Below are 21,240 nucleotides of genomic sequence, written 5' to 3' on the forward strand. Positions count from 1 at the left end.
AATCCGGCTTCCTCTCCGGAGGCTTCGCGCGGGGCAGGGGCCCGGCGCGGCCTCCCCGACGAGGGCCTAGTTGAGCGTCGGAGCGATCTCTTCCTTGGCGAAGGCCTCGATGATGTCGCCCGGTTTCATGTCCTGGAAACGATCGAGACCGATGCCGCAGTCGAAGCCGGCGCGGACTTCCGAAGCGTCGTCCTTGAAACGCTTGAGCGAGACGATCTTCCCTTCGACGACCACGCGCCCATCGCGGATCACCCGCACGGGGGCGGCTCGCGGGATGACGCCGTCGAGAACGTGGCAGCCGGCGATGGTCCCCACCTTGGGAACGCGATAGATCTCGCGGACCTCGGCGCGGCCCTTCGAGACTTCCTTGAAGGTCGGTTCGAGCAGCCCGACCATGGCGTTCCGGAGGTCGTCGAGCAGCTCGTAGATCACCGTGTAGAGGCGGATCTCCACCTGCTCCTTCTCGGCGAGCTCGACGGCGTTTCTCTCCGGCCGGATGTTGAACCCGACGATGATCGCCTTCGAGGCCGACGCGAGCAGAACGTCGTTGGTGGTGATCGCTCCGACGCCGCTATGGAGCACCGTGGTCTTCACCTTCGCCGTGCCGATCTTCTCGATCGCGTCCCGCAGCACTTCGAGGGAGCCCTGCACGTCGGCCTTGAGGACCACGGCCAGGTCCTTGACCTCGCCCTTCTCGATCTGGCTGAAGAGCTGCTGCAGCGAGAGCCGGGCGCCGGTGGGGACGAGGTCCTTCTTGCGCGTCTCCTGCTGGCGGAACTCGACGATGCTGCGCGCCTTCTGCTCGTCCGGGACGACCTGGAAGGTGTCGCCGGCCTCGGGAACGTCGGTGAATCCGGTGACCTCGGCGGCAGTCGCCGGGCCGGACTCGTTCGCGCGCTTGCCGCGATCGTCGCTCATCGAACGCACGCGGCCCCAGGTCGAGCCGGCGACGAAGACGTCGCCGACTTTGAGGGTGCCGTTCTGTACCAGGACGGTCGCGATGATGCCGCGGCCGGTCTCCTTGCGCGCTTCGAGCACGATGCCCTGACCGGCACGGTCGGGGTTCGCCTTCAGATCCTGGATGTCGGCGGTGAGCAGGATCATCTCGAGCAGCTCGTTGATGCCGTCACCCTTGATGGCGGAAACCGGCACGACGACGGTCTGGCCGCCCCAGTCCTCGGGTGCCAGGCCGCGGTCGGCGAGCTGCTGCTTGACGCGGTCGGGGTTGGCGTTGGACTTGTCGATCTTGTTGAGGGCCACCACGATCGGTACCCCGGCGGCGCGGGCATGGTCGATCGCTTCGGCGGTCTGCGGCATGACGCCGTCATCGGCGGCGACGACCAAGACGACGATGTCGGTGACGCGCGCTCCGCGCGCCCGCATCATGGTGAACGCCTCGTGACCGGGAGTGTCGAGGAAGACGATCTGCCGGTTGTTCACGTCCACGTGATAGGCGCCGATGTGCTGCGTGATGCCGCCGAATTCACCCTCGGTGATCTTCGAGGATCGGATCTTGTCGAGCAGCGACGTCTTGCCATGGTCGACGTGTCCCATGATCGTGACGACCGGAGCGCGCGATGCGAGCTTCTCGATGGCGCCCGAATCGGCCTCGGCCTTCGTCGGCGCCGTTGAAGACTGCACTTCCTGCTCGAAGGTCATGACCTTGGGCTCCAGACCGAACTCCTTCACCAGCTTGATGCCGAACTCGGGTTCGATGATGAAGTTGATGTTGGCCATGGTGCCGCGCTGCACGAGCAGGGCGATCAGATCCTTCGCCTTGACTTGCAGGCGGTCGGCGAAGTCGCGCAGGGTCATGCCCTCGGAGATGACCATCGGTCCATCCTCGAGGGTGCGACCGCTGCGGATCGTGTTGACTTCCGGGTCCTGGTCGCCGCGCGTTTCCTTGCGGCGCCGGCTGCGGGCCGCCTGCGAACCCGAAGGAACGACCGACTGGTCGACGACGTCCTCGATTTCGACGAGGGAGCCGCGCAGGCTCCGTATATCGGCAGTCTGGATCTCGATCGTGGTCTTGCGACCCTTCTTCGACTTCTTCTTGTCGCTGTCGGGACCGCGCTGGTCGCCGCGCTTCGAGCTGCCCGGCGAAGAGGGCGGCGGCGAGGAGGGCGGACGAGGTCCACCCGGACGACTGGGACCGCCCATCGGCGGGCGGGCGGCGCCACCGCCGGCGTAAGGCGGACGGGATCCGGGAGGGCCGCTCGGACGAGATCCGGGAGGGCCACCGGGACGCGATCCCGGCGGGCCACCGGGCCGGCTTCCGGGAGGGCCACCCGGGCGGCTGCTTCCGGGGGGGCCGCTCGGGCGATAGCCCGGGCGCGGCGGGGGAGGTGTCGGACGATACGGCTCGGTCGCGCGATGGACCAAAACGGCGCCGCGCACCGGGCGCGCCGCCGGACCGGCCGGGGCGCCGGGCGTGTGCGAGGCCAACGTCGCGGCCGTTCCTGCTCCGACCGGCTGCGCGGGTGTCGCGCTCGCCGTCGCCGCCGGCGATGTCGGACTCATCGGAGTCATTGGAGCCATCGAAGGCATCGAAGGCATCGAAGCCGCGGGAGCGGCCGGCGAAGCGGCAGCGGCCGCGGGCCGGGTCTCGCCGGAAGCCGCCGGTGCGGCGTCGGCGCCGATGCCCGGGGTACCCTCCGGGCCCGGCACTGTCGCGACGGGCGACGGCATCTGTGCCGTCGCTTCCGCGGCGGCGAAGGCCGCCAGCATCGGGTCGGCGGCAGCACCCGCTGCGCCCGGCAGGAGTTTGTCTCCCGAGCTCGCGGGCAGCGTCTTGATCTTGGGCTCGACCTTCTGGATCAGCGTGCGGGGTCGCGTCGGGCGCAGGGGCGGCAGGGCCGTCGTGCGACGGGCCGCGGGGGCTGGAGGAGCCGGTACTCCCGGGCGGCGCGCTGCCGCCGCGGCACCCTCCGGCGCCGAGTCGTCCATGATGACTTCGCGCGGCGAGGCCAGCTTCTTTCCGGCAAGGATCGCCTGCAGGATTTCGCTCTCTACTGCCGCTTCCTCACCCTCGACCCGAACTCCGATGGAACGCAGCTTGAACACCAGGTCCTGGTGTGACACGCCCATCATCGTCGCGAGGTCGGTGACCCGAATCTTTCCCATATGTTCCGTCGTTCTCCTGGCTGATCCTGCTTGACCGTCGGGGGCGCGAGAGGACTACTCGCGCTCGCCTTCCGGGGACTGCTCGGTGGCTGCATCCTGGGCTTCGTCTTCGACGACCTTGGCGCGGTCCTCGGACTCCTTGAAGGCACGCGACAGCGCCGCCATGAAGTCCTGGTCGTTCATCGAGGACGACGACTCCGCCGCCATCGGGCGCCCGGCTCCGAAAGGCTCGGCGGTCTCCGCGACCTGGGCCTTCTCTGCCTGCTCCTTGGCCCAGTTCAGGATCGAAACCGCGGTCTTCGGTCCGATGCCCTCCACCTCCTGCAGCATCTCCGGGGTGGCATCCACCAGCGACTGGACGGTGGTGAAGCCGGCGCCCTCCAGCAGGCCTGCCGTCCGCGGTCCGATACCCGGCACCGTGGTGAGGTCCAACGGGGCGTCGAGGTCGGGCGCGGCCGGCGTCTCGCCGAAGGCGTTCTGAAGCATGCGGGCGAGGGCTCCGGCGACCTCGTCCTTGACGTCGGATTCGCTCTTGATGTCGATGCGGCAGCCGATCAGCTCGGCGGCGAGGCGCACGTTCTGGCCGCGCTTGCCGATGGCGAGCGAGAGCTGTTCGTCCTCGACGATGACGTCGAGGTGCGGCAGCGCGCCGACGTGATGCACCGAGACGCGAGTGATCTTGGCGGGCGCGAGCGCGCTCTGGGCGAAGGTGACCAGGTCGTCGCTGTACTCGATGATGTCGATCTTCTCGCCGCGCAGCTCGCGGATGATCGACTGCACGCGGGAACCTTTCATGCCGACGCAGGCGCCGACCGGATCGACGTCCCGTTCGCGGCTGTAGACCGCGACCTTGGCGCGCTCGCCGGGAGCGCGCACGGCGGCCTTGATCATGACGGTGCCGTCGTAGATTTCGGGGACTTCCATCTCGAACAGCTTCACCAGGAGCCGCGGATCGGTGCGCGACAGGATGATCTGTGGTCCCTTCGGCTGCTTGTGGACCTCGACGATGACGCCGCGGATGCGCTCGCCCTGGCTGTAGCGCTCGTGGCGCGCCTGCTCGGAGCGCGGCACCACGGCCTCCGTACGGCCGAGGTCGACGATGATGTCGCCGCGCTCGAAGCGCTTGACGGTGCCGTTGACCACCTCGCCGGTGCGGTCGATGTATTCGTTGTAGACCTTTTCGCGCTCGGCTTCCCGCACCCGCTGATAGAGGACCTGCTTGGCGGATTGCGCGGCGATGCGACCGAGACCCTCGGTGGAGAGGGGGGTGAGAATCTCGTCTCCGGCCTGGGCGCCGGGCTTGTGCTCCTGGGCCTCATCCACCGTCCACTCGGCCGTCGCGTCCTCGACCACTTCGACGACCTTCTTCACCGTCCAGGCGTCGAACTTGCCGGTCTCCGGGTTCCAAGTGGCGCGAACGGGCTCCTTGATCCGGTGCTGCTTCTTGGCTGCCGAGGCCATCGCGTCTTCGAGCGCCTGGACCCAGCGCTCGTAGTCGATTTCCTTCTCGCGCGCGACCTGGCGCAGCACGTCTCCAAGATTGACTTCCGGGGTTGCCTGTGTCTGAGCCATACCGTCCTGTTCCTACTCCTCGATCACCAGCTTCGCGAGCTGGATGTCCTGCAATCTGAGCCGGATATCCGGCTTGCTTTCGATCTCGACCAACTCCACTTCGCCTGCCGTTTCGTCGAACCCGGCGAGCCGACCCACGATCGTGGCACGCTTACCCGTGGCGGGATCCACGAAACGGACACGTGCCCGTCGCCCCACGAAGCGCGCGAAGTCGCGCGGCCCGTAGAGCTCGCGATCCAGCCCGGGGGAGCTCACCTCGAGCGTGTACCTGCCGGGCCCGAAATTGCGCACGTCGAGCAACGCCGAGCTCAGCTTCGAGACCGTCTCGCAATCCTCGAGACGAACCCCTTCCTCGCGGTCGAGAATGAGGCGCAGAGTGCCGGCCTGGAACTCGACCTGCAGAAGCTCGCAGCCCTGAGCTGCAGCGATCTCGGCCAACTCTGCGCCGAGCTCGGGGTCGATCCCTTTTCCGGCCATCCCGTCCAATGCCTGCCGTACAACAAAAAAGGTGGGCTAATCGGCCCACCTCACAACCGTTAGGCAAGCTGTCGAGGGGCATGATAGCGCGGAGCTCGCGGGATGGCAAGTTACGGAGGCGCCGGGGTTTCCGCCGGGGTGCCTGGCGCAGTTGCGGTCCGTCGTGCTCCGGCGGGCGCGTCACTCTGGCGCCTCGGGGAGGGTCGGGAGCGCAGATTCGGGTCGCATCGCCCTGTTGCCGGGGGGCGGGATTCGGGCACGGCGATTGCTTTCACCTCTCGTGGCAGGTCAAACAGGACTCTTCCTCCAAGGAGAACACTTCATGTCGTCTTCCCCGCATCCGAGCCGAAACGTCACGACCTTTGGCTTGCTCTTCGGAGCCGTGATCTTCGGAATGGTGCTCGCCTCCGGCCTCGATCTTTCCGCGACGGGCGCGGCCGCACCGGTACCCGTGGCCGCCGACGCCGCCGCAGCACCCGCCGGGGAGGCCTCCGCACAGCTGCGCGGCGGGCCCTCCTACCTGCCTTCGTTCGCCGATCTGGCTGCCAAGGTGGTGCCGTCGGTGGTGGCGATCGAGGCCCAGACCATCGAGAAGGCCGATGCGCGGAGAATTCCCGGACACGGCGGTTCGCAGGATCCCTTCCAGTTCTTCTTCGGCCCACGCGGTGGCCAGCCGGAGGCGGACCCGAACCGCGAGTACCGCTCCGACTCTGGCGGCAGCGGCTTCGTCGTGAGCGCCGACGGCTACGTCGTCACCAACAATCACGTGATCGAGGGCGCGACCAAGTTGCGGGTGCGGCTCGAGGAGCGCTACTACGACGCGACGGTCAAGGGCACCGACCCGGCGACCGACCTGGCACTGTTGAAGATCGAGGCCGGGCGCCCACTGGCGTTCCTGCCGCTCGGCGACAGCGACCGGATGCGACAGGGTGACTACGTCATGGCAATCGGCAATCCGCTCCTCCTCGATCACACGGTGACCGTCGGCGTGGTGAGCGCCAAAGGGCGGTCGATCGGCCTGACCCGCGACAGCTCGTTCGAGAACTTCATCCAGACCGACGCCGCCATCAATCGGGGAAACTCGGGCGGCCCACTGGTCAACCTGGCCGGCGAAGTGATCGGTATCGCCACGGCGATGAACGGCGGCGCCGAGAACATCGGTTTCGCGGTGCCGGTCAGCACGCTCAAGGCGGTTCTGCCCCAGCTCAAGGAGAAGGGCAAGGTCAGCCGGGGCTATATCGGCGTGAACATCACCAACATCGACTTCGACCGCGCCCAGGCGTTCGGCCTGTCCGAGGCCGGCGGCGCCCTGGTGACCCAGGTCGTGGACGATTCCCCGGCGGCCAAGGCGGGCGTCGAGCACGGTGACGTCGTCCTGTCGGTGGACGGACGCAAGGTGAAGGAGACGCGCGACCTGATCGACTACGTCTCCGCCCAGGGTCCGGGCAAGAAGGTGGAGCTCGAGATCCTGCGCGACGGCAAGACCCTCCGGCGGACGGTGGAGCTCACCGAGCGCCAGGCCGATGCGGCCACGGAGACCGAGACCAAGGAAGACCCGGGCTCGCGCGGCTTCGGCTGGCTCGGGCTCGAGTACCAGGATCTGACTCCGGCCCTTCGTCAGAGCCTGGGGCTGGCCGGGACGGTCGAGGGCGTGATGGTGCGCGAAGTCTCCGCGACGAGCCCTCTTTACGACGAAGGCGTCGCCGAAGGCGATCTCATCCTCGAGGTCAACGGGCAACCGACGCCCAACGTCAAGGAGTTCGAGGCCCTGGTCGGCGGCGTTCCGTCAGGTTCTTTCCTGCGTCTCTACCTGCGCCGGATCAGCCGGCAGGCGCCGGGGGGCCGACCGGTGAACTACTTCGCGATCGTCCGGGTTCCCTGAACCGACCCGGCCGGGGGCCGGACCGCACCAGCAGGCAATCGACATCTCCGACGGGCCGGCTCGATCCTGAGCCGGCCCCGTTTTCGTTTGTTACACTGAAATCATGTGCGCAGCTGCGAAAGCCTCGATTCTCGTGGTGGATGACGAGGCCTCGATCCGCGAGAGCCTGCGGATGGTGCTCGAATTCGAGGGCTATCGCGTCGAGGAGGCCAGGAACGGGCTCGAAGCGCTGCAGAAGGTCCGCGAGCGCCCGCCGCAAGCCATTCTTCTCGACCTCCGGATGCCCGAGATGGACGGCGCCGAGACGCTGCGGGCTCTGCGGGAGCGCGGGTACGACATGCCGGTGCTGGTCGTTTCCGGCCACGCCGACGTCGCCACCGCCGTCGAGATGACCCGCCGCGGCGCCTTCGACTTCTTCGAGAAGCCGCTGCAGAGCGACCGTCTGCTGATCTCGGTCCGCAACGCCGTCGAGGCGCAGCGACTTGCGGACGGCAAGGACGGCGCCGCGGTCGGCGGCGACAGCTCGCGCCTGGTCGGTACGTCGCCCGCCATGCAGCGGCTGCGCGAGACGATCGAGCTGGCGGCGCCGACCGCCGCCACGGTGCTGGTCACCGGGGAAAGCGGCACAGGAAAGGAGCTGGTGGCGCGGTCGATCCACGACTCGAGCTCACGCCGCGGGCAGGCCTTCGTGCAGGTGAACTGCGCGGCGATTCCGGAGGAGTTGATCGAATCGGAGCTCTTCGGACACGAGAAGGGAAGCTTCACCGGCGCGGTCCGCCGGCAGACGGGGAAGTTCGTCGCGGCGGACGGCGGCACGATCTTTCTCGACGAGGTCGGCGACATGTCGGCGCGGACGCAGGCGAAGGTCCTGCGGGTGCTCGAGAGCGGCGACGTCGAGCCGATCGGCGCCGACAAGGTCGTGCGGGTGAACGTCCGGGTCGTCGCAGCGACGAACCGCGTCCTCGAGGAGGACATCCGGTCCGGACGATTCCGCGAGGACCTGTTCTACCGCCTGAACGTCGTCCCCATCCGCACGCCGCCGCTGCGCGAACGGCTGGAGGACGTGCCGCTCCTGGTCGAACACTTCACGCGGCGCTTCTGCGAGGCGAACAACTACCGCCGCAAGCGCATCACCACGGAGGCGATGGAGGTGCTTCAGATGCTGCCCTTCAAAGGCAACGTGCGCGAGCTTCGCAACCTCGTCGAGCGCCTCCTGATCCTGACTCCGGGCGATGTGATCGGACGCGAGGCCGTGACCGCCGCCGCCGGAAGCGCGCGCGTCGAGCTCGGGCAGTCGTTCCGGGGCCTGAAGACGCTGCGCGAGTTCCGCGACCAGGCGGAGAAGCTCTTTCTCGTGCAGAAACTCGGCGACCACCAGTGGAACGTGACTCAGACCGCGCTCGCCATCGATACCCCACGCAGCAATCTCTACAAGAAGATGGAGCAGTATGAGATCCGACGAAGCGAGCCCCCCGTTGCAGCAGGCGATGACGAATAACGGCCTTCTCGGGGCCCTCGAGGCCTGTGGCGCTCTGCGGCGCGGGCACTTCCTGCTCTCCTCGGGCCTGCACTCGCCGGCCTATGTGCAGTGTGCCGTGCTGCTCGAGAGTCCCGCCCGTGCGGCTGCGGCCGGGGAGCAGATCGCCGACCGGCTGCGCACCCTGGTGCCGGATTCGGTGCTGGCGCCGGCGCTGGGCGGGGTGATCATCGGCTACGAAGTGGCCCGGGCCCTGGGGGTGCCGTTCCGATTCGCCGAGCGCGCCGGGGAGCGCCTCGCCCTGCGACGGGGTTTCGAGCTCTCCCCGGGCGAGCGGGTCGTGATCATCGAGGACGTCGTGACCACCGGCAAGTCGACGATCGAGACGGCGGCTCTCGCGGAAAGCGCCGGCGCCGTCGTCGTCGGAATCGGATCGATCATCGACCGGAGCGCCGGAAAACACGGATTCGCCGTGCCGTTCGCGGCGCTGCTGTCCCTGGATCTCCCCACCTACGACCCCGGCGCCTGCCCGCTCTGCCAGGACGGATCCGAGGCGATCAAGCCGGGAAGCCGGCCACAGGCATCCCCGACGAAGTAAGCGGCCGGCGAGGTTCGCCGAAGATCTGGTGCGGAATCGCTAGCGCAGGGCGCTGCGGTAGAGCTTGTCCACGCTCAGCCGGAGGGCCTCGAGGCGGCCGCTCGCGGCGGCCGCCTGGCCGGTGACTTTCAGCGGCCAGAGATTGTCCGTCGAGTCGTAGACCTCGATCTGGTAGGTACTCTTGCCGGCATCCCAGACTCCGGCGCGGTTCGGGCGGATTCCCCAACCCGAGGGCAGGTAGCTGCGGATCTCGACGTCGGTGAACGTCAGTCGGTTCGATTCGGCCATGATCCCGCAATCTTGTCGCAGAAACGCCTGCCGGCCAAGAGCTCGATTCCGGCGGTGGCGAGGGCCCTCGAGCGGCGTTTTGCGACTCTTCCCCCCGAATCCGCTTTCCGCCACTCCCCCCCGCTGGTAGCATCGCGCCGAGGGATGACATGGAAATCGAGCTCAACGAAGAGCAGGTGATGTTGCGCGACACGGTACGCCGCTTCGCGGCCGAGGTCGTGGCGCCGCGGGCGCGCGAGATCGACGCCAGCGGAGAGTTCCCGATCGCCTACTACCATCAGGCCGGAGAGCTCGGGCTCGCCGGCGTCTGCGTGCCGGAGGAGTTCGGCGGTGCCGGAATGGACATGGTCTCCTACTGCGTCGCGATCGAGGAGATCAGCCGGGTCTGCGCGTCGAGCGGCGTGATCCTGTCGGTCAACAACTCGCTGGTCTGCGATCCGCTGATGCGCTACGCGACCGACGAGCAGAAGCGCGAGTTCCTGACACCGCTCGCCGCCGGCAAGAAGCTGGGTTGCTTCGCGCTGACCGAGCCCGAGGCCGGGAGCGACGCCGCCGCCCTCAAGACGACGGCGAAGCGTGACGGCGAGGACTACATCCTCAACGGCAGCAAGGTCTTCATCACCAACGGTACCCACGCCGATACGGCTCTGGTTTTCGCCACCGTCGATCCGGCGCTGAAGCACCGCGGCATCACGGCTTTCATCGTCGAGATGGACAGTCCCGGGTTCAGCCGCGGTCACCACGAATACAAGCTCGGCGTGCAGGCCTCCGGGACGACGCAGCTCTACTTCGACAATCTCCGGGTGCCGGCGCGGCAGCGGCTGGCAGACGAGGGGAAGGGCTTCGGGGTGGCGATGTCGACGCTCGACGGCGGGCGCATCGGCATCGCGGCGCAGGCGGTCGGCATCGCCCAGGGAGCCTTCGAGGCCGCACTCAAGTACGCCAAGGAGCGCGAGCAGTTCGGGCATCCGATCGCCGACTTCCAGGCGATCCAGTTCTATCTCGCCGACATGGCGATGGAGCTCGACGCCGCGCGCCTCCTGGTCTACAAGGCGGCCTGGGCGAAAGAGAACACCAAGCGCTGCACCCTCGAAGCGGCGCAGGCCAAGCTCTTCGCCTCGGAGATGGCGCAACGGGTGACCAACAAGGCGCTGCAGATCCACGGCGGCTACGGCTACACCCGCGACTACGACGTTGAGCGCTTCTTCCGCGATGCCCGCATCACCGAGATTTACGAGGGAACCAGCGAAATCCAGAAGCTGGTCATTGCCGACTCGATCCTCAAGGGGGGCTGACTCCCTTGACGGTCGACTTCTCTTTCTCGGAGGAGCAGGACCTTCTGCGCCAGGAGATCCGCCGGTTCGCCGTCGAACGGATCCTCCCCGGCGTCGGCGAGCGGGACCGTACCCATACCTTCCCGGCGGAGCTGCTGCGCGAGGTGGGGGAGATGGGCCTCCTCGGAATGCTCGTCGAGGACCGCTACGGCGGGACGGGCTTCGACCCGCTCTCCTACTGCCTCGCCGTCGAGGAGATCTCGCGCATCTGCCCGTCGATCGGCGTCACGATGAGCGTCTCGAACTCCGTCTGCTGCTGGCCGATCGCGAAGTTCGGCAGCGAGGAGATCAAGGAGCGGTTCCTGCCGGACCTTGCGAGCGGACGCAAGCTCGGGGGCTTCTGCCTGACCGAAGCCGGTTCGGGAAGCGACGCCGGAGCGATGCTCTCGACCGCCCGGCGGGACGGAAACGACTACGTTCTCGATGGCGCCAAGGTCTGGATCACCAACGCCGGAGTCGCCGGGACCTTCGTCGTCATGGCGAAAACCGAGCCGCAGGCCGGGAAGCGCGGCATCTCGGCATTCGTCGTCGATGCCGCCTCGCCCGGCATCCAGATCGGCCGGCCGGAAGCGAAGCTGGGCCTGCGCGCTTCGGTGACGGCGGCGGTGACCTTCACCGAGTGCCGGGTTCCCGCCCGCCAGCTCCTCGGCGCCGAGGGCAGTGGCTTCAAGATCGCCCTCGCGACGCTCGACCACTCGCGCCTGGGAATCGCGGCGCAGGCGGTGGGCATGCACCAGCGCGCCCTCGAGCTCGCCGTCGCCTACGCGCAAGAGCGGGTGCAGTTCGGCATCGCCATCTCGGGGCACCAGGCGATCCAGTTCCAGCTCGCGCGCATGGCGACCGAGCTCGCCGCGTCGCGCGCGCTCCTCTGGCACGCCGCGGCCTCCGAGAAGAGCTCGGAGGCCGGGCGGCTGGCGGCGGAGGCCAAGGCCTACGCCAGCGAAGCCGCCAACCGGGCCGTCTGGGACGCCCTGCAGATCCACGGTGGCAACGGCTGCAGCGAGGAGTACGAGATCGCCCGGCTCTACCGCGATGTCCGGGTGACGACGATCTACGAAGGCACGAGCGAGATGCAGCGTCTCGTGATCGCCCGGCACCTGCTGGGCACGTGAGCCGAAAGCCGGGTCCGGCAGCGGCTGCCGGAGAGTCTCCGGCGCCGCGCCTTCGTCCGAAGGTTCTGGCGATCGTGCTCAACTACAACGGTCGCGAGATGACGCTCGCCACGGTCGCGAGCCTCCTCGCGCTCGACTACCCCGAGCTCGGCATCCTGGTCGTCGACAACGGCTCGACGGACGGCTCCGACGCCGCCGTCGCGGCGGCCTTCCCGGCCGTGCGGCGGCTGCGCACGGCGGAGAATCTGGGCATCTCCGGGGGGCTGAATCTCGGTTTCCGGGTCGGTCTCGCCGAGGGCTGGGACTTCCTGATGCCGATGAACAACGACATCGAAGTGGCGCCGGACCTCCTGCGCGAGCTCGTCGCCGCAGCCGCCGACGATCCGACGATCGGCTGCGCGGGGCCGAAGTGCTTCTACTTCTTCGGCGACCGCAACCGGATCTGGTCGGCTGGCGGGACCCTCCGGTTCCGCGAGTCGGTGACCCGCGAACGGGGCATGGGGGAGCTCGATCGTGGCCGCTTCGACCGCGACGGCGAGGTCGACTACGTCAACGGGGCCCTGATGCTGATCCGCCGCGAGGCGATGCTCGCCACGGGTCTCTGGGATCCCGTCTACCATGTCTCGGTCGAGGACGCCGACTGGTGCGTGCGCATGAAGCGGGCCGGGTTCCGCTGTTGGTACGCCCACCGGGCGCGCCTCTGGCACATGGTCTCGCCGACCACCGGAGGGTACACGGCAGGGCGGACCTTCCGCACCGGCCGCTCGACGGCGATCTTCGTGCGCAAGTACGCCGGCCTGGCCGGCTGGGCGGGATTCCTCTTCTGGACCGCGGTGGCGATTCCAGCCGCGCTGCTGCGCGAGTTGCCGCGCCGGAACGCCGCCGCTGTCGTGGCGAAGTTCCGCGGCGTGCTCGCGGGGCTTCGCGCCCCGCTGCCGGACCCCCCGGAAGCCTGAGACGGGCGATCCTCCCGCCCGGGCCGGAATTGCCCGGCTGAGCGCCCGGAGCCTTATACTCACTCGTCCGCAGGAACCGAGGAGAACCCGATCATGTCCGTCAAGGAACCCCCACAGGAAGCCTCCCCAGTCGGCTCCGGCGCCGCGGCGACCCCCCTCCGCGAGGAGATCCGCGCGCGCGCCCAGGCAGCCCGTGAGCGCTGGCAGGCGGCTCGCGATCGGGAAACCGGCGCCCGCAAGCCCTGGAAGAAGGACTTCACGACGGTCTCCGGCCAGGCGGTTCCCGAGCTCGTGACGGCCGACCAGTCGGTGAGTGACCCCGTCGAGGGGATCGGGGTGCCGGGAGAGTTCCCGTACGTCCGCGGCATTCATCCGACCGGCTACCGCGGCAAGCTCTGGACGATGCGCCAGTTCGCCGGCTTCGGCTCGGCGGCCGACACCAACCAGCGCTTCAAGTACCTCCTCTCGCAGGGGCAGACGGGGCTGTCGGTCGCCTTTCATCTTCCGACCCTCTACGGCTACGACTCCGACCACAAGATGGCGGCGGGCGAGGTCGGCAAATGCGGTGTCGCGATCGATTCGCTGGCCGACATGGAGGCCCTCTTCGACGGCATCCCGCTCGGCGAGGTCACCACCTCGATGACCATCAACTCGACCGCGCCGATTCTCTTCGCGATGTACCTGGCGGTGGCGGAGAAGCAGGGCGTGGACATCGCCGACCGGGTGTCGGGCACTCTGCAGAACGACATCCTCAAGGAGTACATCGCGCAGAAGGAGTACATCTATCCGCCGCGGCCTTCGATGCGGTTGATCACCGACCAGTTCTCGTTCGCCGCGCGCGAAGTCCCGAAGTGGAACACGATCTCGATCTCTGGCTACCACATCCGCGAGGCCGGATCGACCGCGCTGCAGGAGCTGGCCTTCACCCTGCGCGACGGCATGGAGTACGTCGAATACGGCGTCCGCGCCGGTCTCGACGTCGACGCCTTCGCGCCGCGCCTCTCGTTCTTCTTCAACAGCCACAACGACTTCTTCGAAGAGATCGCGAAGTTCCGCGCGGCACGAAAGGTCTGGGCCACGGTGATGCGCGACCGCTACGGGGCGAAGAATCCGCGCAGCTGGATGTGCCGGTTCCACACCCAGACTGCCGGCTGTTCGCTCACCGCCCAGCAGCCGGTGAACAACGTGGTGCGCACCGCCTTGCAGGCTTTGGCCGCCGTTCTCGGCGGGACGCAGTCGCTCCACACCAACGCGCTCGACGAGACGCTGGCATTGCCGACCGAGGAGAACGCGCGGATCGCGCTGCGTACGCAGCAGATCCTGGCGCACGAGTCGGGGGTCATCAACACGGTCGATCCGCTCGGCGGCAGCTGGTTCGTCGAGGAGATGACGCGCGCCATGGTGGACGGCGCCTTCGATTACTTCCGCCGGATCGACGAGCTCGGCGGCATGGTCGAGGCGATCGAGGCGGGTTTCCCGCAGCGCGAGATCATGGACGCGGCCTTCGCCTACCAGCGCGCGGTGGAGAAGCGGGAGAAACTGGTGGTGGGCATGAACGCCTTCGTGGTGGAGAACGAGACGCCGATGGACACGCTCTACATCTCGGACGAGCTCGCGGAGATTCAGGTCGCTGCACTCGACCAGGTCAAGGCGAAACGCGACGGTGGGGCAGTGGCGCGCACGCTGGACGCCCTGCGATTCGGCGCCCAGGGCGATGCGAACACGATGCCACTGATCCTCGACTGCGTGAAGAGCTACTGCACCGTGGGCGAGATCAGCGACGCCATGCGCGACGTCTTCGGCACCTACGAAGAGCCGGCGGTTTTCTGAGGGCGCGATGAGCTCGCTCCTGCCGACGGTTCGCGGACTGATCGCCTACACCATCTGGGCCGACCGCACGGTGCTCGCGGAGTTGGGCAGCGTGCGTGCCGAAGACCTGACGCGCGAGACCGGGACGAGTTTCGGCTCGGTGCTCGGGACGATGGCCCACATCCTCGGCTCCGAGCAGCTCTGGCTCTCCCGATTCCTGGGAATTCCGCTCGGGCGCGTCCCGAGCATCGACGACTTCCCGACACTCGAAGCGCTCAGGGCAACGTACGAGGACTTCTGGCCGCAGATGGAGTTCTTCCTCGCCTCGCTGGCCGAGGAACAGCTCGACCAGGAGTTCACCTGGACGAACCTGGCGGGCGAGACGCACACAGCACCCTTCCGGCAGGTCCTGCTGCATTTCGTGAATCACGCAACCTACCACCGCGGGCAGGTGGTCAGTCTGCTGCGGCAGTTGGGCTATATCCCGCCGCATACCGATCTTGTCTATTTTCGGGGTGCCTTCTGACGCCGAGACCCGGGCAGCTCAGCGCCCTCCTCGCCAGTCTCGCCTGCCTCGCCAGCCTCGCTTGCCCGGGCCCCAGGGCCGAGACGCGCAGCGCGCGGCTCCTCGATCCCGGCTGGGTTCCCGAAGTCACCTGGCCCGCGGGGGTCGTGCTGCCGGAGTCGGGCCTGCGCCCTGGGGACGACCTTGCGACCGTCGATCCGGCCGGTCCCGCCCATGTAGCCCGGGTGCGGCTCGGCGAGGTCTTCACGCGCGAGGAGCGCCTGGCGCTCGTCGCTCCTCCCGGCTCGGTCTACCGCTACACGATGACGGTACCGGCCGCCGGGCGCCTGCGATTCGGACTGGGGGTCCTCGACAGTGCGGCGAAGGGTGGAGCCGTGCAGATGCAGGTCCGGATCGGAAAGCGCGGGGCCGTCGCCGAACCGATTCTCGACCGCAAAGTCGCCGCCGAAGTCCCCGGACGCTGGCACGACGAGGAGCTCGACCTCGCCGCCTGGGGTGGCCAGGAGGTCACGCTCGAGCTCGCGGCGCTTGCGGGCGCTTCCGAAGGCCTCTTAGGCGCCTGGTCGTCGCCTCTCCTCTCGGTCGGCTCGTCCGCTGGCGGGCAGAACTCCGGCACGGTAGGCGGTGTCGGCGGCGGCTCCGGTGCGAAGCGCCCCAACATCGTCTGGATCAGCCTCGACACGCTGCGTGCCGACCACCTCGGCACCTATGGCTACGAGCGTCCGACCTCGCCCAATCTCGATGCTTTCGCCGCTCGCAGCTTGCGTTTCGACTGGGCGATCAGCCAGGCGCCGTGGACGCGCCCGTCGCACCGTTCGATGCTCACCGGCGTCTACCCGGCGTCGCGCGGCGGGCTCGACTCGCCGATGATCGGCGAGGTGCTCTACCGTGCCGGCTACCAGACCTTCGCCGTCACCGGTGGGGGACAGGTCGACTCGACGCTCGGCTTCGATCGCGGTTTCGAGATCTACCGGGTCGACGACTGGATCCACCAGCCGAGCCGGATCGTCGAGTGGGTCCGGTCGCGCTCCGAGCGGCCCTATTTCCTGTTCCTGCACTGCTACGAAACCCATGAACCCTATACCCACACGCGCTTCGCCGAAGGGATGCCGTCGGGGCGGCTGGCGGGCGAGTTCTCCAAGGAGATCTGGAACCGGCTCCGCAAGCGCTTCTCCGAGGAGGAGATGCGCTACGCCGAAGCGCTCTACGACGGCGACATCGCCTACACCGACGCCCGGATCGGAGAGTTCTTCTCCGGCTTCGAGGGCGCCGGCGAACTCGCGGATTCCATCATCATCGTGACCAGCGATCACGGCGAGCAGTTCTGGGAACACGGCTCCTGGGGGCATGGGCAGAACCTGCACGACCACCAGATCCACGTTCCGCTGCTGGTCTTCCTGCCCGAGTCGGTGAAAGCGGAGCTGGCCCTGAAGAGCCGCGGCAAGGGGAAGGGCCAGCCGGTGACGCAGGGCGCGATCGAGGACCAGGTCGAGCTCATCGACCTCTATCCGACGCTGCTCGAGCTCATCGGGGTCGGGATGGACGGCCCGGTGAACGGGCGTAGCCTCGTCTCCGTGCTGGCGGGGCAGGGTTCCCTCCCCGACCGCGAGGCCTTCGCCGAGCACACCAACATCAAGGAGAACGAGCAAAAGGCGTTGCGCACGCCGCGCTACAAGTTCATGGTCTCGATTCCGCGCAAGTCCTCCGCTGCCACCGGCGAGAGCTACGAGCTCTTCGACCTCAAGCGCGATCCAGGCGAGCAGAAGAACCTGGCGCCGGGCCTCCCTGCGAAGGTGGTCGAGCTGCGCGCCAAGCTCGGCCGGATCATGGACGGAAGCGATACCGCCCGGGACGAAGAGGTTCCGGCCGACATCGACGAGGCCCTGCGGGAGCAGCTCAAGGCGCTGGGATACATCGGCAACTGACGCCCCCTAAATTCCGATTCCCCTGTTAGAATCAAGCGGATGGCCGACATGAGCAGACGAATCCTGATCGCCAAGCCCGGCTTGGACGGGCACGACCGCGGCGCCAAAGTGGTGGCCCGCGCCCTCCGCGACGCCGGTTTCGAAGTGATCTACACCGGCCTGCGCCAGACCCCTGAGCAGATCGCTTCCGCCGCCGTGCAGGAAGATGTCGATGCGGTCGGACTCTCGATTCTCTCCGGAGCGCACAACCGGCTCCTGCCCGAGATCACCCGTCTGCTGCGCGAGGCCGGAGCTCCCGAGATGCTGGTGTTCGCGGGCGGCATCATTCCCGATCGCGATGTCGCGGCGTTGAAGCAGGCAGGAATCGACCAGATCTTTCTTCCGGGGACCAACACCGGCGATATTGTGAAGTATCTCGAACAGCGCCTCGTTCGAGCCTGAACAGAGGGTCTCCCGCAGCATGGGCCAGGCGCCCCGGGAGCGACTCGGAGGAGCAATGACGAAGACGATTCTCCTGGCAGACGACAGTGTCACCATCCAGAAGGTGGTCGAACTGACCTTTATGGACGAGGACTTTCACGTCACTGCGGTGTCGAACGGAGCGGAGGCGATCGCGCGCCTCGGCGAGACCCGGCCGGATGTGGTCATCACGGACGTGCACATGCCGGGTGCCAACGGTTTCGAGGTCTGCAGGCGCTCGAAGGAGCTCTATCCCGCGGTGCCCGTGCTGCTGCTCGTCGGCACGTTCGAGGGCTTCGACGCCGACGAGGCGGTGCGCTGTGGAGCCGATGGCCACCTGAAGAAGCCGTTCGATTCCCAGGAGCTGATGCGTCGCGTGCGTGAGCTGGCCTCGGCGCCCTCCCGTTCCGTGCCGGTTCCTCCGGCGACGCCCGACTTCGCGTCGTTCGCGGTCCCCGCGGAGGCTGCGGTTTCGGCGACGGGGTCGGCATCGGACGCCGCGCCAGAACTGGCCGCCGACGACATCTATGCCCTGCCGACGCCCGCGGAGGATCTCTGGGAGCCGATCGCGGAAGAGATCCCGGTGCAGGACTCGCCCGGCATGTACGCCCCCGCGGAGTCCCTCGCGGACACGGCCACCCGTTTCGTCGCCGTGCAGAGCACGCCGGAGGCGCTCCCACCCGGGGTTTCGTCCTACTTCGAGGCGGCCGAGCCGGCGGGCGCCGCGTTGGCGCCGGTGGCAGCCGCGGGAGCCGCGCTCTCGGACGCCGACATCGATCGAATCGCCCGCAGGATGGTCGAGTTGGTCGGGGACAAGGCGGTGCGGGACGTCGCCTGGGAGGTCGTCCCCGACCTCGCCGAAGTGCTCCTGAAGAGCCGCATTCGCGAACTGGAATCTTCTATCGACTAGTTTTCCGGGCCGGCGCTCTCTCTGCGGAGACGAGCCTTGCCGGCCGGCCCGTTTCCGGCGTCCTCGACCGGTCGCCTCATGAGGACGACTCCGATCAGCGAGATGGACAAACGTTTCGATCCGAAGAGCTACGAAAGCCGCTGGCAGGAGGAGTGGGCGGCCAGGGGCTACTTCACCTGCATCGTTCCGGCGGAGCCTCGCGACGCCGACGCGGCAGAGCCCTACTGCATCATGATTCCGCCGCCGAACATCACCGGCAAGCTCCATATGGGGCATGCGCTGCAGTCGACCCTGCAGGATCTGCTCACGCGCTGGCGGCGCATGCAGGGCCGGAACTCTCTCTGGCTGCCAGGGACGGACCATGCCGGCATCGCCACCCAGTTGATGGTCGAACGCGACCTGGCGAAAGAGGGCAAATCCCGCCACGACCTCGGACGCGAAGCCTTCCTCGAACGGGTCTGGGCCTGGAAGGAGCAGTATCAGGGGAACATCCGCCGTCAGCTCGACCTCCTCGGCGCGTCGTGCGACTGGACCCGCGAGCGCTTCACGCTCGACGAGGGTCTCTCGGTGGCCGTCCGCGAGGCTTTCGTGCGGCTGTTCGAAGAGGGGCGGATCACTCGCGGCGAGTATCTCGTGAACTGGTCCACCGGGCTGGATACCGCGATCTCCGATCTCGAAGTCGAGATGCGGCAGGTCAAGGACAAGCTCTGGAAGATCGCCTATCCGATCGCGGGCAGCAGCGAGCGCGTCGTCGTCGCGACGACCCGCCCCGAGACTCTGCTCGGCGACACCGCCCTCGCGGTGCACCCCGAAGACGACCGCTACCGGCATCTCCTCGGGAAGCGCGCCGTCGTCCCGGTCGCGGGGCGGGAGATTCCGTTCGTCGCCGACGAGTCGGTCGAACGCGACTTCGGCACCGGTGTGGTCAAGGTCACGCCGTACCACGACCTCGCCGACTTCGAGACCGGCCGCCGCCACGGCCTGCCCGGCATCCAGGTCATCGATCGCAAGGGGCGCATGACCGCAGCGGCGGGCGAGGACTTCGCCGGCCTCGAGGTCGACGCGGCACGCGAGCTCCTGCTCGCAAGACTTCGCGAGTCGGGACTGCTCGTGCACGAAGAGGACTACGTCCACAACGTCGGCTTCTGCCAGCGCAGCGGCGTGCGTGTTCAGCCGCTCATGTCGACGCAGTGGTTCTGCGACGTCTCGTCGATGGCTGCCGAGGCGCTCGCGGCGCAGAACGACGGCCGCCTCGAGCTCGTTCCGGCGTCGTGGGGAAAGACCTGGGAGCACTGGCTGGCGAATATCCGGCCGTGGTGCATCTCGCGGCAGCTGTGGTGGGGCCATCAGATTCCGGCCTGGTACGACGAGGCGGGAAACTGCTTCGTCGCCCGCAGCCGCGAAGCGGCCGTGGCCCAGGCTGGCCACGACCGGCTCACCCAGGATGCCGACGTTCTCGACACCTGGTTCTCGTCCGCGCTCTGGCCGTTCTCGACTCTCGGCTGGCCCGAGAAGAGCGCCGACCTCGACTACTACTATCCGACTTCGGTGCTGGTCACCGGGTTCGACATCCTGTTCTTCTGGGTGGCGCGCATGGTGATGATGGGACTTCACTTCACCGGCGCGAGCCCGTTCGCGCGCGTCCACCTGACCGGTCTCGTCCGCGACGCCGAAGGCGTCAAGATGTCGAAGACCAAAGGCAACGTCCTCGACCCCGAGGACCTCGTGCAGGAATACGGCGCCGACGCGGTGCGATTCACGCTCGCGTTGCTCGACAGCCCCGGCCGTGACATTCCGCTCGACCCCGAGCGCATGGCCGGCTACCGCGCCTTCGGCAACAAGATCTGGAACGCCACCCGCTTCGCGCTCTCCAAGGTCGGCGAGGCGCGGATTCCGGAGACGATCGACTTCGCGGAGCTCGCCCTGCCCGAGCGCTGGATCCTCTCGCGGCTCTCCGAGACCGCGCAGGCGGTCAGTCGGCATCTCGAGGAGTTCCGCTTCGACCTCGCCTGTTCCGCTCTCTACTCCTTCTTCTGGAGCGATTTCTGCGACTGGTACATCGAGATGGCGAAGCCGGGCTGCGATCCGGGAAGCGAAAGGCGGCTGGTAAAGGAAGTGCTTCTGCTGACGCTCGATCGGTCGCTGCGACTTCTGCACCCGGCGATGCCCTTCCTGACGGAAGAGCTGTGGCAGAGGTTGCCCGGCCACGAGGCCATCCACCCGCAGACCATCTGTCTGGCGGCCTTCCCTGCGAACGAGCCCGACTGGGTCCTGTCCGCAGAGGACGAAGTTCTGATGAAGCTGTTCCAGGAGACGGTGACGATTCTCCGCAACGAGCGCGCCGACCGCAAGCTGACCCATCGGGTCAAGGCGGATCTGTATCTGCAGCCGGCCGCGGCGGGGGCCGCGACAGGCGCAATCGCAGGCCTGCGCTTTCTGGCCTCGGAGGACGTCCAGCGGCTGCTCTCGACGATCGCCGGAGTGCGGCGGGTGCTCGTCGAGCCGGCGCCGTCGGGCGCGATGAACAAGAGCGTCAGGGAAGGCGTCGAGATCACGTCGGTGTTCGATATCCCCGCGGAGTCGGTCGATCTGGGCAAACTCCGGCTCGCGCTCGCCGTTTGTGAGGACAACATCGCCAAGGTCCGGGCACGGCTCGAGAGCGCGGACTTCGCGTCCAAGGCGCCGGCCGCCGTCGTCGACGGCGCACGCAAGAACCTGGACACCCTGGAGCTCGAACGCGCGCGTCTGCGAGCCGCTCTCGGGCTGGACCGCGACCCGGGCTGACTTGGAAA

General features: G+C 67.9%; 16 protein-coding genes. 12 read left to right on the forward strand and 4 right to left on the reverse strand.

Annotated features, from left to right (window positions below; genetic code table 11):
• Positions 1-66: 66 nt before the first annotated feature.
• From infB to KBI44_08995, 3 genes are read right to left on the reverse strand one after another with little or no spacing between them, the layout of a single operon-like run.
• Positions 67-3,123 carry a translation initiation factor IF-2 gene (gene infB / locus KBI44_08985; protein MBP9144604.1) on the reverse strand — a complete coding sequence of 1,019 codons (3,057 nt, stop codon included), beginning with the start codon at positions 3,121-3,123 and terminating at the stop codon, positions 67-69.
• A 54-nt stretch (positions 3,124-3,177) separates the two neighbouring features.
• The gene (gene nusA, locus KBI44_08990; protein MBP9144605.1) at positions 3,178-4,695 is read right to left on the reverse strand and encodes a transcription termination factor NusA; all 1,518 of its coding nucleotides are present in this window, start codon (positions 4,693-4,695) and stop codon (positions 3,178-3,180) included.
• A 12-nt stretch (positions 4,696-4,707) separates the two neighbouring features.
• Positions 4,708-5,172 carry a ribosome maturation factor RimP gene (locus KBI44_08995; protein ID MBP9144606.1) on the reverse strand — a complete coding sequence of 155 codons (465 nt, stop codon included), beginning with the start codon at positions 5,170-5,172 and terminating at the stop codon, positions 4,708-4,710.
• A 322-nt stretch (positions 5,173-5,494) separates the two neighbouring features.
• Here KBI44_08995 and KBI44_09000 point away from each other — a divergent pair, with 322 nt between their 5' ends.
• The 3 genes from KBI44_09000 (at position 5,495) to pyrE (ending at position 9,129) form a co-directional block, all read left to right on the forward strand.
• The gene (locus tag KBI44_09000; protein MBP9144607.1) at positions 5,495-7,054 is read left to right on the forward strand and encodes a Do family serine endopeptidase; all 1,560 of its coding nucleotides are present in this window, start codon (positions 5,495-5,497) and stop codon (positions 7,052-7,054) included.
• A 103-nt stretch (positions 7,055-7,157) separates the two neighbouring features.
• Positions 7,158-8,552, forward strand: a complete 1,395-nt coding sequence (locus KBI44_09005) for a sigma-54-dependent Fis family transcriptional regulator (protein MBP9144608.1) — start codon at positions 7,158-7,160, stop codon at positions 8,550-8,552.
• Positions 8,542-9,129 (forward strand): orotate phosphoribosyltransferase, encoded by a 588-nt coding sequence (gene pyrE, locus KBI44_09010; protein MBP9144609.1) that lies wholly within the window; start codon positions 8,542-8,544, stop codon positions 9,127-9,129. The genes KBI44_09005 and pyrE overlap by 11 nt, the downstream gene beginning before the upstream one ends.
• A gap of 39 nt (positions 9,130-9,168) precedes the next feature.
• On the opposite strand, the gene KBI44_09015 is transcribed toward pyrE, so the two are convergent.
• Entirely contained in the window at positions 9,169-9,417 is a 249-nt protein-coding gene (locus tag KBI44_09015; protein ID MBP9144610.1) for a hypothetical protein, read from the reverse strand.
• 149 nt (positions 9,418-9,566) lie between these two features.
• On the opposite strand from KBI44_09015, the gene KBI44_09020 reads away from it, so the two are divergent.
• The 9 genes from KBI44_09020 (at position 9,567) to KBI44_09060 (ending at position 21,232) form a co-directional block, all read left to right on the forward strand.
• Positions 9,567-10,712: an acyl-CoA dehydrogenase gene (locus tag KBI44_09020; protein MBP9144611.1), complete on the forward strand. Its 1,146-nt coding sequence runs from the start codon at positions 9,567-9,569 to the stop codon at positions 10,710-10,712.
• A 5-nt stretch (positions 10,713-10,717) separates the two neighbouring features.
• Positions 10,718-11,863: an acyl-CoA dehydrogenase family protein gene (locus tag KBI44_09025; GenBank protein MBP9144612.1), complete on the forward strand. Its 1,146-nt coding sequence runs from the start codon at positions 10,718-10,720 to the stop codon at positions 11,861-11,863.
• A complete protein-coding gene (locus KBI44_09030; protein MBP9144613.1) occupies positions 11,860-12,819 on the forward strand; it encodes a glycosyltransferase family 2 protein in 960 nt (319 codons plus the stop codon). The genes KBI44_09025 and KBI44_09030 overlap by 4 nt, the downstream gene beginning before the upstream one ends.
• A 93-nt stretch (positions 12,820-12,912) precedes the next feature.
• Positions 12,913-14,649: a methylmalonyl-CoA mutase family protein gene (locus tag KBI44_09035; protein MBP9144614.1), complete on the forward strand. Its 1,737-nt coding sequence runs from the start codon at positions 12,913-12,915 to the stop codon at positions 14,647-14,649.
• A 7-nt stretch (positions 14,650-14,656) separates the two neighbouring features.
• On the forward strand, positions 14,657-15,154 hold the full coding sequence (locus KBI44_09040) for a DinB family protein (protein ID MBP9144615.1): 498 nt from the start codon (positions 14,657-14,659) through the stop codon (positions 15,152-15,154).
• A 146-nt stretch (positions 15,155-15,300) separates the two neighbouring features.
• Entirely contained in the window at positions 15,301-17,079 is a 1,779-nt protein-coding gene (locus KBI44_09045; GenBank protein ID MBP9144616.1) for a sulfatase-like hydrolase/transferase, read from the forward strand.
• A gap of 39 nt (positions 17,080-17,118) precedes the next feature.
• On the forward strand, positions 17,119-17,520 hold the full coding sequence (locus KBI44_09050; protein ID MBP9144617.1) for a cobalamin B12-binding domain-containing protein: 402 nt from the start codon (positions 17,119-17,121) through the stop codon (positions 17,518-17,520).
• 55 nt (positions 17,521-17,575) lie between these two features.
• Positions 17,576-18,448, forward strand: a complete 873-nt coding sequence (locus KBI44_09055; protein MBP9144618.1) for a response regulator — start codon at positions 17,576-17,578, stop codon at positions 18,446-18,448.
• A gap of 78 nt (positions 18,449-18,526) precedes the next feature.
• Positions 18,527-21,232 carry a valine--tRNA ligase gene (locus KBI44_09060; GenBank protein MBP9144619.1) on the forward strand — a complete coding sequence of 902 codons (2,706 nt, stop codon included), beginning with the start codon at positions 18,527-18,529 and terminating at the stop codon, positions 21,230-21,232.
• Positions 21,233-21,240 lie beyond the last annotated feature (8 nt).

The organism is Thermoanaerobaculia bacterium (genome assembly GCA_018057705.1).
Taxonomy (GTDB): domain Bacteria; phylum Acidobacteriota; class Thermoanaerobaculia; order Multivoradales; family JAGPDF01; genus JAGPDF01.